Below are 12677 nucleotides of genomic sequence, written 5' to 3'. Positions count from 1 at the left end.
GTGGGACTACAGTGTAATTCATTGGAGTATGACTACAGCGAAGTGCGATGGCCCGGCCGGCCGGATCCTCGTCGTCGGCGGCTACGGAGCCGTGGGGGCGACGGTGACGTCCACGCTCGCCGAGTGGTTCCCCGGGCGAGTGGTTCCCGGCGGGCGTGACGAGGCCCGGGCCCGCCGGCATGGAGGCGTACGGATCGATGTGAGCGACCCGGTCGGCTTCCGGCAGGTGCTGGACGGGCTGGGTGACGTAACGGCAGTGGTGCTGTGCGTCGAGCCGCCGGACGCCGTCATCGCACGGGCCTGTCTAGAGCGCGGCATCCACATGGTCGACATCGGCGCCACCCGGCGGCTGCTCGACGCCGTGGCGGAACTGCACGGCCTGGCCGTCGGCGCCGGGGCCACGGCCGTGCTCAGTGTCGGCGTCGCACCCGGGCTGACGAATCTGCTGGCTCGCCGGGCCCATGACGCCGTCGGCGGTGCGCAGCGCCTCGATCTCACCGTGCTGCTCGGTTCCGGCGAGCGGCACGGCGTCGATGCGGTCCGCTGGACCGTCGCCGGTCTGGCCGAACCCGTCACGGCCCGTCCGGAGCGGACCGTGCTGCCGGGATACGGGACGAGGACCGCCCATCCGTTCCCGTTCTCCGACCAGCACTCGCTCTCCCGCACGCTCTCAGTCCCGGAGGTGACCACACGGCTGTGCCTGGACTCCCGTCCGCTGACCGCCGCGCTCTTCGCGCTGCGCCGTACCGGATTACTGCGGACGGGAACGGCGAGGCCGGGTGTACAGCGGATGCTGACCGCGGCCTTCAGCCGGGTCCACCTCGGCGGCGACGGCTTCGCGGTACGGGCCGACGCCCGCCGCGGCGACCGGCACGCTGCCTACGCCCTGACCGGACGGGAGCAGAGCCGCGTTTCCGGCCTGGTGGCCGCGTACGTCACCCGAGCGCTGCTCACCGCGGCACTGCCCGCGGGGGTCCACCACATCGAGCAGCTGCGGGCACTGGCCGACCTGCCCGAGACGCTGGCCGCTCACGGTGTCACGCTGCTGCGCCGCCTCGACCCACAGCCTCAGCGGTGAGCGGCGACTGGCGCGGCGGCGACTACACCGCCGTCGGCGATGCCTGGGCTCATGCCGCCCACGACGTGATCGCCCTGGCGCTGGCCGACCTCGGACACCCGGCGGACACGCCCGTACCGCGGGTACTGGACGTGGCCACCGGCTCCGGACCGGCGGCTCTCGCCGCCGCTCGGGCCGGTTCCGGGGTCGTGGGAGTGGACCTGGAGCCGGGCCTGCTGCGGGTCGCTGCGGAACGGGCGCGGCGGGCAGGGCTCGCGGGGAGGGCGCGGTTCGTCGTGGGGGACGCGCTGGCTCTGCCGTTCCCGGCGGGCACGTTCGACGCCGTCCTGTCCACCTTCGGCGTGATGTTCGCGCCCGACCCCGGCCGTGCCGCCGCCGAACTGGCCCGGGTCTGCCGACCCGGGGGAGTGCTCGCCATCGCCTCCTGGACACCGGACGGGGTGATGGGCCGGATCGCCCCGACCGTCACCGAGCACCTCAGCCACCACCCACCTGACGACTCGCCCCTGACCGTGCGCCCGACCCTCTGGGGGGACCCTGGACACGTCCGCACCTGGTTCGCGCCGCTCCCGGTCGCCGTGCGGACGCGCGTGCTGTACGTCCGGGTCGCCTACCCGTCGGTGGCGGACGCCGTCCGCTTCTTCGAGAACAAGCCAGGACCGCTACGTGCGCACCGTACGGCTCTGGAAGCCGCCGGGCGCTGGGAGAGGGCCCGAGCCGCCCTGGCCGCGCTGTTCCAGACGCACAATCAGGCGGCCGACGGCAGCCTCCTGATGGACGTCCCCTACCTCCTGACCCTCGGGCGGGTCGCCGATCCGACCGACCAAGCCGATCCAGGACATCAGTAACGTCAGTCCGTGAGCGCGACGAGAACATGGCTGTCGCCGAATTGCCAGACAGGGGTGATGCGGTGGAAGCCCGCTTGCCGCAGCAGCTCGATGTGCCGGGTCAGCGTCAGGTCGTTGTCGTTCCCTCCGTTGTTGCCGAGTGCCGCCTGCCGCCGCTGGCGCTCGGTGAACAGGTCGGTCAGCTCGGGGTCCTGTGCCGCCGCGTTCCACCAGGACGTCCAGTCCTCGTGGAGGCAGGTGTGTGAACGCTCGGCCCGGCGGCGGCCCACGTGTGCGGTGAGTGCGGCGCAGTAGGGGTCGGCCTGGGCGAAGTGGTCGCCGTTGATCAGGGCGCCGCCGGGGCGCAGCAGTGAGGCGAGCTGCTCGTAGGTGCGCAGCAGAACCGCTTCGGGGAGGTAATGGAGGGCCGTGGTGGAGACGGCCGCGTCGAGGGGGCGGTCCAGGCCGAGGGCGTCGGTCCATCCGTCGTCCCCGATCACGGTGTCCACAAAGCGTCCGGTGTTCGCGTGATGGCTACGGCCGAGTTCCAGGAGGAGGGGGTCCATGTCGACGGCGACGATTTCCGCCCGCGGCAGCCTCGCGGCGAGCCTGGCGGCCAGGGAGCCGGGGCCGCAGCCCAGGTCGAGGAGCAGCGGATGGGTGCGGTCGGTCGTCACATGCTCCACGACGTCGGCGATCACCGTGAACCGTTCTTCGCGGTCGGTGGCGTAGTGCTCCTGCTGGGCTTCCCAGCGTTCCACCCACAGCTTGGCCGTCGCCATACTCACGCCCATCGGTCCCTGCCGCCTCTTCCGTCTCTCACCCCTCAGCTGCGTTCGACTCTACAGGTGGAAACGGTTTCCATTACATTTTCAAAGCGTCGCCAGTACGGTCAGCAGACGGTCGATCTCCTCCGCCGTGTTGTACACATGCACACTGACCCGCACCGAACCGTCGTGGTGATCCGCGCCAGCCTGGCACAGGCTGTCCGCACGCACCATGAATCCGTGACTGAACAGGATGAAGCCGAGGTCGTCGGAGGGGATGCGGCGGTGCCGGAAGGTGACGATGCCGTGGCGCCGTTGCGCGGTGGAGTCGGCGGCCAGACTGGCCTGGCAGCCCAGGATCTCGTACGGAGCCAGCCGGCGGAGCCGGTCGGTGATCCGGGCTGTGAGGGCGGTGGTCCAGCGTGCGATCCGGTCCGTGCCCGCCGCGTGCAGCCAGTCCAGAGCGGCCTCCAGGGCGGCGATGGCCACGGTGTTGGGGGTGCCGTACCAGCCGCCGGGACGGAACTGAGCGCCGCGGGCGTTGCGGGCCCAGACGGCTCCGGAGCCGGGCAGGGCCAGCGCCTTGTGTCCGGAGAAGACCACGAAGTCCACGTCGAGTTCGGTCACGGACACGGGCAGATGACCGATGCTCTGGGCAGCGTCGAGACAGATCGGCACGTCCGGGCCGACTGCCTCCCTGATGCGGTGGACGTTCATGTCGCCGCCGTAGACGTGGTGGATGTGTGTGGCGGCGACGAAGCGGGTGCGAGGGCCGACCGTCCCGGCGAGGGCCCGGTGGTCGTAGTCTCCGGACGCCGCCTGGTACGGCAGGGCGCGCAGGTGCGCGGTGATGCCCCGCTGTCCCAGCAGCCGCTGGGCCTCCAGCCAGGGTTCCAGGTTCGCCCGGTGATCGGCGAAGGGGACGAGGATCTCGTCGCCGTCACTCAGCTGGTCGGTGAGCCAGTCGCGGGCGACGCTCCGCAGCCCTTCGGTGGTGCCGCTGGCGAAGTGGACGCCCGAACGCTCCCGGTCGGAGTCGCCGAGGAAGTCCTTGACGCGCTGCCGGGTGCGTTCCACCATTGCCGTCGTCCGGTTGGCCCACGGGTAGGCGCCCCGCCCCGCGTTGGCGTTGGACGTCGTCAGATAGGCAGACGTGGCGTCGAGGACGGCTTGCGGCTTCTGTGAGGTGGCCGCGCTGTCGAGATAGACCAGCTCCGGGTGGCCGGTGATGATGGGGAACTGCTCCCGCAGCTCCCGCTGCCAGTCGGCCAGCTCCTTCAGGTCGTCGTGCGGTCCCTTGTCGAACATGGGCAGCTTGTCCACCGCGTCAGTCCCGGACCAGTGGGGCGCCCGCGTCCCGCCACGCGACGATGCCGCCGGACAGGCTGTGCACGTCCGGATGGCCCATGCGGGTCAGCAGCGCGGCGTAGCGGGCGGACTTCTCGCCGACCGGGCAGGCCAGCAGCACCGGCCGGCGTTTACTGAACGGCAGGCCGCCCCGTACGAGTTCGCCGAAGATCTCGTCCACGATGTTGACCGATCCGTCGATGTGCAGCGCGGCATACGCCTGCGGTCCGCGCAGGTCGATCACCAGCGGCTGCGGCTGACCGTCCGCGATCCATCGCTGAGCGTCGCCGGTGTCGATGACCTGGGCCTCCGTCCGTACCTCGGCCTCGGTGAGGGCCGCCGGCGAGTTCTTCCGGGGCGGCCGGCCGAGGAGTTCGGGGCGGCGTTGCCGTACGTAGCTCAGATAGCTCTCGGCCCGGTCGCAGACGATGAAGACCGCAGTCCGGCGCTCGGTCAACGCGTTGTCGACGGTGCGGAGATGACGTACAGCGCCGTGATAAGCGGCGCCGCCGGTGGGGCCGGCCAGCAGTCCGCAGCGGCGGATCAGGGTCAGCATGCCGTCGATGGCCTCGTCCGCGGTCACCGACTCGATCGTGTCGTACGTCGCCGGGTCGAAGAGTCCCACCTGGTGCACCTCGTCAATGGTGCGGATGCCGGGGATGAAGTCCGACTTGTGGGCGACCAGCCCGACCACCCGTACCCCAGGGTCCTGCTCGCGCAGCACCCTGGCCACCCCGGTCGAGGAACCGGCGGTGCCCACGCAGGCGATGAACCAGTCCGGGGCCCGTCCGTCCAGGTCCTTGACGATCTCCGGTCCGGTACCCGCCGCATGCGACTCCGTGTTGCGCGGGTTGAAGTACTGGTCGGTGTGCAGATAGGCGTTCCCGGACCCGGCAAGGGCCTGGTGGAACCGGGTCAGCGGGTCCTCGGTGTCGGTCGGGTCGAGGCACTCGCTCTGTCCCGGCAGCTCCTCTATCTCCGCGCCCAGCAGCAGAAGCAGCTCCTTGATCTCCGGCACCCGCATCCGGTTGGTGACGCTCTTGAAGCGCAGCCCGTGCATCCCCGCGAGCAGAGCCAGGGCCTTCGCCGTGTTGCCGCTCGACAGTTCCACGACCGTCGCGCCGCGCTCCGCCGCCGCGGCCAGGCCGTGCCGCGCCATGTTCCATGCGGCACGGTCCTTGACCGAGCCGAAGGGATTGAGCATCTCCAGCTTGGCGTACAAGTCGATGTGGCGCAGGCCGTGCACGGCCGGATCGATCCGCACCAGCGGCGTGTTGCCGATGGCCTCGGTGATGCTGTCGTACCTCATGACACCGGTCCCTCAACTCGCGTGATCGGCCAATACTCCTCGTCCAGGCACCAGCGCCATGAGCCCCCGTCGCGTACGACGGCGACCGTGCGGGCGACCGGCTGCCGCTGCGCGTGGTGGGCGTGGAAGTCCATCGCGTAGCCCGCCGTGTTGGCGAACGCCAGCAGATCGCCGACACGTGGCAGCCGGGGCAGGAATACCTTGCGACGTGTGATCAGATCGGCCTCCAAACACAGGTTGCCGACCAGGTAGACCCCCACCGGCCCGTCGTCGCCCTTCTCTCCCACCTCGGGCGTTCTGTTACGGGGGAGACAGACGGGATCGACCAGGACCCCGTGCTCCTCCAGGCTCACGTCCCCGGCGTTCATGGCGAGGCGCACCAGGAGATCCCCGGGGTCCGGGCCGGTTCGGCGCACGTCGAGCACCCGCGCCAGCGACAGCCCGCACTGGTCCACGAGGGCTCTGCCCGGTTCGGCGTACAGGTCGTAGAGGTGTTCCAGGAGCAGGGTGGCCAGTGGGCGGCCCGAGAGGGGGGCGGGATGGGCGAGGAGTTCGTTGAGATATCCGGGCCCGGCCGTGGCGCGGTGCGCCGGATAGAGCGCCGGTGTCCCGCGTAGCGTGCCGCCCTCGTTACGCAGGCCGTAGCCGTGTCCGCGCCAGGTCAGGGCGGGGCGGGTGCCCAGCACCGCGTTGGCGAGTTCGGTGGTGTAGTGCTCCCATTGGGCGGCGTCCGCGACATAGCCGACCCCGAAGCCGCCACCGATGTCGATGACGCGCGGCTCCAGTCCACGGGCGCGGCACTCGTCCATGACTGTGACGCACTGCTCCAGTGCAGCGGCCTTCTCCGCGAGTCCGGTCGTGTCCAGGTGGTAGGCGACACCGGTCAGCCGGACGGTGTCGCGGTGCCGTTCGACCGTGTCGAGGAGAGCGCCCACCTCGCGCAACGGTGAGCCGAAGCGGCTGCGCCGGGAGAGCATCTTCACACCGGACGCACCGGGTCCGGTGGCCGTTTCGAACTCCGAGAGCCGCAGCAGGACATCGGCCTGCGGGAGTTTGAACTTGCCTATCAGCGCGATTAGTTGATCCAGCTCGGCGCGTGAGTCGATGTTCACGGTGACGCCGGTCCGGGCGGCGAGCCACAAGAACTCCGGGTCCTTCGGGCCGGTGGCCATGATGCGGTCGGGGGTGATGCCGCATCCCAGGACGTGTTGGAGCTCGCCCAGCGACGCGACATCGACACCGACCGCCGCGGGGCCGGCCGTCGCCAGCCGGCGCACCAGGGAGCCGGCCCGGTTCGCCTTGTGCGCGAAGTACACCCGGCCGGTGAGGTGGTGCTTGCGGTAGACGCTGAGGAAGCGGCCGGTGTTCTCGGCGATCCGGTCGGGCAGCAGCACATCGAGCGGGGAGCCGAGGGCGTCGACGAGGGAGTGCAGAAAAGGCGCGTCCTCCAGCAAGGAGCTGAGCGGCGGTTCCAGTCGTGGCTGCAGGTACAAGGGCACACGCACGACAGGACCCCTCCCCGTGCACCGGCGGCTTCCGGTGGTCGGGCGACACCGCAGTGGGGCACCGCCGGCCATCGGACAACCATTCGGGGATCATCATTTCCCGTAACAACTCCATTTAAGCCATGGCTTGCCCGGTACGTCGGCCACGACGTGAGGCTTCTGTGCTGCCGCCAGTTCAAAGGCATCCAGCCGCAAGGGGCTTGGCTTCGGCGCGGCAAGCGCAGGGGCGAGTGCCGGGCCACAGGCCGGGCCACAGGCCGGGCCACAGCAAGGGCCCCGGCGGTGTGACCGACAGGGCCCTTCTGTACTGCTGGTGTCAGCGAGGCGCTATGCGTGGGCGGTCTCGTCGGCGACGAGCCGCTGGGGGAGGGGAAGGGGCGAAGGCGCCGGACTTGAGGCCGCCTGGCGTCAGTTCGTGGCGAGTCCAAGCCGGCACTCGCCCCCCGGCAGGGCCCCGTAGTGACCGACGCGGCTATTGCCAGGACGTCACGTCGACATTCTCACGGATGGCTACCGGGCGGCCGGCCTCGGTCACGTATCCACGCCGCCTACTACGCCGACTCCTCAACGACACCGAGGTACAGTCCGTCGTCGACGACGTGGACGATCTGAGCCCGGACGAACAGGCGCTGCTGCTGGCCTGGCTGCGCGCATTGGGGCTGCCGGAAGACCCGCCCGAGGGCAGGCATGGGGCACGATGCCCGTCCGTCAGGCACTGGCGTGGTTCGCCCAGCGGCGCTCGGCGTCGGCCGAGCGTATGGCCCGGGTGGCCGTCGCCCTGCTTCCCGAGATGTACGGCTATCCGGCCTCCCCGGCCCGCAGGAAGAGTGCCCGCCGCGTGGTCGCGGACGCGGTGGTGGCATCGGGCGCGAAGGTCGTCATCGCCCACTCACTGGGCTCGGTCGTCGCCTACGAGGCGTTGCACGCCCACGCGCTGCCACAGGTCCAGCTGCTGGTGACCGTCGGTTCGCCGCTCGGGCCGCCCGGCGGCGCATTCGAGATGCTGGATCCGGCGCCGACGGGTGGCCGGGGTAGCCGCCCGCCCGGTCTGGCCCGCTGGGTGAACTTCGCGGACCCCGGTGACCTGGTGGCCGTACCCCGGCGCCTGGGCGACCGGTTCGACGTCGACGGCCATGGCGAGGAACACATCGCGGCCGTCGACTTCCACAAGCTGGACCACTACCTCGCCTGCGGTCTGGTCGCCATGGCCGTGGTGCCGTACCTCTCCTGACGCACCCGGCGGGCGCCGCCCGGGCTTCTCGGTCCCGCTGGGCAGGCGAGGACTGGACAGTTGGGCACCACTGCCACACCCTCGGAAGCAAGGAGCGCAACTCGTCCGCGCAGTGGGCAAGTTCCCTACGGAAGGTGGCACCTGTGAAATTCAGCTACGCCATGCTCCCCGACTACCCTCTCCAGGAGTCACTGGCCTCGATCAGACTCGCTGACGAACTCGGCTTCCACGCCTGCTATGCCGCCGACGAGACCTGGCACAAAGATCTGTGGCTGCTCTTCGCCGCAGCCGCCGGCCAGACGCACCGCATCCGCTTGGGACGACTACGCGGTGCGGCACATCCGGGCCGGAGCCGAACGGGCGGGCAAAGACTGGCGGTCACTCGACATCGGCGCCTGGGCCGTCTTCGCCACCGGACCCGACTCCGCGGCCGCCAAGGACGCGGCCCGCAGCATGGTCGGCATCTACGCCTCCTCGATGCCCGAGGAACAACTGCGGCGCAACGGAGTGGACCCGGGCGAACTCAAGCCGGTCATCGACGCCATCGCCGCCGGTGACCTCGCTCGCGGCATCGAACTGACCACCCCTGAGATCGCCGAACGCCTCTCCATTGCCGGCACCCCCGAGGAGTGCCTGGACAAGATCCAGCGGGAGATCGCTCCGAGCGGTGTCAACCACATGATCTGCGCTCTCACCGACCGCACTCTGGTCAAGGCCTTCACGGGCCGTGAACTTGAGGACGTGGCCGATGTGAACACACAGCTCCGCCTCATCCACGACACGATCATGCCTGCCTTCGGCTGACGACCTCTTGACCGAGCCTTGTGGACCGCAGGCCGGTGAACCACCGGCCTGCGGTCCGGGTTTGCGGACGGACCTCAGTCGAGCTGTATGTGGTCCAGTTCCGCGTACCCCGTGCCGCCGGCGAAGTACGGTGCCCCCTTGGCGAGGCGGATGACGTTGTAGCCGGCGTTGAGGGACACGGTCTGGGACACGGTGGCTCCGAAGGTCCCCCATCCCGCGGTTGGCGGGTAGTTCACGGTGGACCAGGCACCGCCGTTGTAGGCCAGGCCTTGGGTGGCGGCCGCGCCGGTGCCGTTGGCGTAGCCGATGGTCATCTGGTAGGCACGTGCGGTGGGCACATTGACGATGAAGTCGACGTAGGAGTCGGTGCGGGCGTCACCGCTGTTGTCGATGCGGCCGACATAGCCGCCGTTGGAGGCGGTGGAGGAGGACAGGCTCTGTCCACGGAAGACGGACGCGTTCTCCGCCTCGTAGCGGTGCTGGTAGTCGGCCGCGGCCCCGGCGGGCGTGATGGTCAACTGGTAGGCGGCGCCGGCGTTCATGTTGGGGACACTGACACTGATCGATCCGCCGGAGACCTGCTGGGTGGTGGTGGAGATGGTGGTGGGGGCGGTGACGGCGGTGCCGCGCCCTGGCAGCTCTGCCTCGTGGGTTTCGGTGGCCACGTCCGTGGCGCCGGCGAGCAGATAGAGCTGGCGGACCGCGTGACCTTCTACGTGCTGCGCCTCACGCAGAGGGACTCGGTCCTGGCAGTACGTCGGTCCCGGCTTGATGCCGTGCCTGTCTCCCACGTTGAGCAGCCCGTATCCTCGATCGATGAAGTAACCGGCCAGATCCGGATAGCGCCGCTCTCCTGTCTCCCGGTACAGCTCGACCAGGGCGGTCTCGATTTCAGCGTGCCCGCAGATGCCGTCGATGGGCTTGCCGGGGCCGAAGGTGGCGTCGATGTGGTCGGCGAACCGGACAGCGATGTCGAGCAGACTTCTCGCGCCGGTGCTGCGGTGGTGGGCCACGGCAGCCTGGATGAGGTGACCGGCGCAGTACAGCTCGTGGCCCCAGCGCAGGTCCGCGAAACGCTGACCCGTTTTCACCACCTGGAACCAGGAGTTGAGGTAGCCGCTGTCTTCCTGGGCGGCGGCCAGCAGGGCGGTGAGTTCTTCGACCCGGGCAGCCAGGCCGGCGGCGTCCTCTGTCGCGGGGTCAGCCAGCTGCCAGGCTGCCGCCTCCAGCCATTTGGTCACGTCCGAGTCGAGAAACGGCAGATCCCCGCGGTACTCGCCGGTGGTCGTCCCCGCGGCCAGGGCAAGGTTGTGCAGGTTGCCCGCCGACTCCAGCAGGGCCGGCCCTTGAGGGATTCCGACCCGCGCGTTGATGCGGCGCGCCGCTCGGCCCAGAAGCCACCGGTGACAGTGGTCGTCGCCTCGGGGCGCAAGAGCGCCGACGCCTCCGGTGTCGGGCGCGCGGGCCCGACGGCATGGCGATGAGAAAGGGGCGAAGGCATGCAAAACCGCCTCATGGACCGGAGTGAACCGGTCGCGCGGCACAAGACGAGAAAGGGCGCGGCGAAGCGAGAAAGGGCAGGTCACACGCTCACCGAAGAGTGGTTCTACCCTGGCCGTTCGACCTGTCGCACCGAATGGCATCCGGTGGCTGGCGTGCCCGACTAGGAAACCCTTTTCCCAGCGCCGAACGTAGGGGCCGCCCTTTGCTGCGTCAAGGTTTCGGGCAGTAAAACTAAGGCCCTGAGCGGCCTGGTGACGGAGGGCGGCAGGCAGTGGCAAGATAAAGCCGTCTGCACACTTGAGAAAAGGGTTTCCCATGACAGCTGCCGACCACCGGACTGCGAGACGCCCCACCATCACGGACGTCGCGGCGCTGGCGGGCGTAGCACCGGGAACCGCGTCGAAAGCCCTCAACGGCAGAGGCAGGCTGCGGCCGGAGACCCGGCAACGCGTGCTGGACGCCGCCCGGCAGCTGAACTTTCAGCCCAATCAGCTCGCCCAGGGCCTGCTCAGCGGCAGGACCTGGACTGTCGGCCTGATCACCACTGACGGCATCGGACGGTTCGCCACACCCGTTCTACTGGGAGCGGAGGACGCCCTGGGCATGGGAGAGATCTCCGTCCTGCTGTGCGACACCCGTGGTGACGCGATCCGCGAACAGCACTACCTGCGTACGCTGACCGCCCGCCGCATCGACGGCCTCATCGTCACCGGCCGCCGTACCGATCCACGGCCGCCGCTGGCGGGCCCGCTCGAGGTGCCCACCGTCTACGCCTTCGCGCCTTCCACCGACCCGGCCGGTATCAGCGTGGTCTCGGACGATCGCCACGGCACGCAACTGGCCATCGGGCACCTGACCGGTCTGGGCCGCGGCCGCATCGCTCACGTGACTGGTCCCGCACATCACGCCGCGGCCGCTGACCGCGCCACCCATGCCGTCAGCTGCCTCGAGGCGGCCGGACTGCCTTTGGCGACAGGCCGGGTCCATTACGGCGAATGGAGCGAAGCGTGGGGGCGGCAGGCCGCCCGCGGGATCATCGCGACCGCGCCCGACACCGACGCGGTCTTCTGCGGCAATGACCAAATCGCCCGTGGTGTCACCGACGGTCTGCGTGAGAGCGGCCTGCGGGTCCCTGACGACCTCGCGGTTGTCGGCTACGACAACTGGGACACCATGGCGCTCGCCGCACGCCCCCCGCTGACAAGCGTCGACATGAACCTCACGGAGGTCGGCCGCCTGGCGGCACTCAAGCTCCTGGAGGCGATCGACGGCCGGCCGGATCCCGGCATCCACCGCATCCCGTGCCAACTGGTCGTCCGGGACTCGACCTGAGTCAGTGGTTTGTCATACGGCCTTGGCCGCACGGCTGTTGAACCGGGTATCTGCCCCATCGGGCAGCAACGGCTGCCCCTGCCCACGCCGCCCCGCTCCTGTACCGGAGCCGCCCCCGTACGGCAGTGTCAGGCTGAGAGAGGTCTGCCGCTGGACGCCCCAGGGAGCCGAAGATGCGTGACCACGTACACGATCAGGATCACGAAAACGGCGATGCCGCCGTCAGCAGGCCGCACCAGGCGGACGACGCACGGCTGTTCAAAGCCGCCGCCGGCGGCCGCACCGACGTCGTAGGTATGTCCGGCATGGGCATCCTGCAACGGGCCGTCGGCAACAGCGCGGTCGGCGCGATGGTGCAGCGCGAGCGCGACGAGGAGGCCGCGCCGGAGCAGCGCTCTCCCGTCCACGACGTCGTCAGCTCCGGATCGGGGCAGGCGCTGGACACCGACACCCGCACCGATCTGGAGGCCAGGCTCGGGTCGGACTTCTCCGATGTGCGGGTGCACACCGGAGACGCGGCACACCAGTCCGCGAAGTCCGTCGGCGCGCACGCCTACACCGTCGGCAACAACGTCGTCTTCCAGCGGGACGCCTACGATCCGTCGTCCCAGTCCGGCCGGACCACGCTGGCCCATGAGCTGACCCATGTGATGCAGCAGCGCAGCGGGCCGGTGGAGGGAACCGACGCCCCCGGCGGCATCCGGGTCAGCGACCCCTCGGACCGCTACGAGCAGGAGGCCACCGCCAACGCCGCGCGCGCGATGTCCGCCCCGGCGCCCCAGGCCGCTCCGGAGCCTGTCGTCGCACCAGGGCCGGCCGCAGCCGTCCAGCGACAGTCCGAGGGCGAGGACGAAGAACCCGCAGACGTCCAGGGCATGTTCGTGCAGCGGGCCGAGGAGCAGCAGGAAGAGCAGCAGGAGGAGCCGGCTGCCTCGTGACGGTGGCTGGTCCGGCACGGCTGACCGGCAAGGGGG

At 70.0% G+C, this 12677-nt stretch carries 11 protein-coding genes and 1 pseudogene; 6 read left to right on the top strand and 6 right to left on the bottom strand.

Translation table 11 applies throughout. The annotated features are described in order from the left end of the window. Positions 1 to 28 precede the first annotated feature (28 nt). Both ACIHCQ_RS27210 and ACIHCQ_RS27205 read left to right on the top strand, forming a co-directional pair. A complete protein-coding gene (locus ACIHCQ_RS27210) occupies positions 29 to 1078 on the top strand; it encodes a saccharopine dehydrogenase family protein (protein ID WP_399667560.1) in 1050 nt (349 codons plus the stop codon). Beyond that, entirely contained in the window at positions 1075 to 1926 is an 852-nt protein-coding gene (locus ACIHCQ_RS27205) for a class I SAM-dependent methyltransferase (RefSeq protein WP_399667557.1), read from the top strand. Before ACIHCQ_RS27210 ends, ACIHCQ_RS27205 begins: the two co-directional genes overlap by 4 nt. A 2-nt stretch (positions 1927 to 1928) precedes the next feature. Here ACIHCQ_RS27205 and ACIHCQ_RS27200 read toward each other — a convergent pair whose 3' ends face one another. From ACIHCQ_RS27200 to ACIHCQ_RS27180, 5 genes are all read right to left on the bottom strand, one after another. Then, positions 1929 to 2699 (bottom strand): class I SAM-dependent methyltransferase, encoded by a 771-nt coding sequence (locus ACIHCQ_RS27200; protein WP_399667554.1) that lies wholly within the window; start codon positions 2697 to 2699, stop codon positions 1929 to 1931. A 78-nt stretch (positions 2700 to 2777) separates the two neighbouring features. Next, the gene (locus ACIHCQ_RS27195) at positions 2778 to 3980 is read right to left on the bottom strand and encodes an aminotransferase class V-fold PLP-dependent enzyme (RefSeq protein WP_399667810.1); all 1203 of its coding nucleotides are present in this window, start codon (positions 3978 to 3980) and stop codon (positions 2778 to 2780) included. A 19-nt stretch (positions 3981 to 3999) separates the two neighbouring features. After that, positions 4000 to 5328, bottom strand: a complete 1329-nt coding sequence (locus tag ACIHCQ_RS27190; protein WP_399667551.1) for a pyridoxal-phosphate dependent enzyme — start codon at positions 5326 to 5328, stop codon at positions 4000 to 4002. Then, complete coding sequence (locus ACIHCQ_RS27185) at positions 5325 to 6833, bottom strand: Y4yA family PLP-dependent enzyme (protein ID WP_399667548.1); 1509 nt, start codon at positions 6831 to 6833, stop codon at positions 5325 to 5327. Before ACIHCQ_RS27185 ends, ACIHCQ_RS27190 begins: the two co-directional genes overlap by 4 nt. A 551-nt stretch (positions 6834 to 7384) precedes the next feature. Beyond that, the gene (locus tag ACIHCQ_RS27180) at positions 7385 to 7522 is read right to left on the bottom strand and encodes a hypothetical protein (protein WP_399667545.1); all 138 of its coding nucleotides are present in this window, start codon (positions 7520 to 7522) and stop codon (positions 7385 to 7387) included. An 8-nt stretch (positions 7523 to 7530) separates the two neighbouring features. Between ACIHCQ_RS27180 and ACIHCQ_RS27175 the strand changes: the two genes are divergently transcribed. Both ACIHCQ_RS27175 and ACIHCQ_RS27170 read left to right on the top strand, forming a co-directional pair. Further along, the gene (locus ACIHCQ_RS27175) at positions 7531 to 8064 is read left to right on the top strand and encodes a hypothetical protein (protein ID WP_399667542.1); all 534 of its coding nucleotides are present in this window, start codon (positions 7531 to 7533) and stop codon (positions 8062 to 8064) included. Between the two features lie 143 nt (positions 8065 to 8207). Next, positions 8208 to 8868: pseudogene (locus ACIHCQ_RS27170) on the top strand (LLM class flavin-dependent oxidoreductase). 74 nt (positions 8869 to 8942) lie between these two features. Here ACIHCQ_RS27170 and ACIHCQ_RS27165 read toward each other — a convergent pair. Further along, positions 8943 to 10109 (bottom strand): beta-L-arabinofuranosidase domain-containing protein, encoded by a 1167-nt coding sequence (locus tag ACIHCQ_RS27165; RefSeq protein WP_399667539.1) that lies wholly within the window; start codon positions 10107 to 10109, stop codon positions 8943 to 8945. Between the two features lie 577 nt (positions 10110 to 10686). On the opposite strand from ACIHCQ_RS27165, the gene ACIHCQ_RS27160 reads away from it, so the two are divergent. Continuing rightward, on the top strand, positions 10687 to 11703 hold the full coding sequence (locus tag ACIHCQ_RS27160; protein WP_399667536.1) for a LacI family DNA-binding transcriptional regulator: 1017 nt from the start codon (positions 10687 to 10689) through the stop codon (positions 11701 to 11703). A 173-nt stretch (positions 11704 to 11876) separates the two neighbouring features. After that, the gene (locus ACIHCQ_RS27155; RefSeq protein WP_399667533.1) at positions 11877 to 12641 is read left to right on the top strand and encodes a DUF4157 domain-containing protein; all 765 of its coding nucleotides are present in this window, start codon (positions 11877 to 11879) and stop codon (positions 12639 to 12641) included. The last annotated feature ends 36 nt before the right edge of the window (positions 12642 to 12677 follow it).

Origin of the sequence: Streptomyces sp. NPDC052236, from assembly GCF_044548015.1 — a bacterium.
In the GTDB taxonomy this organism is placed as follows: Bacteria; Actinomycetota; Actinomycetes; order Streptomycetales; family Streptomycetaceae; genus Streptomyces.
The sequence above is the reverse complement of the archived record's forward strand: the minus strand, read 5'-3'. Positions and strand labels throughout refer to the sequence as shown.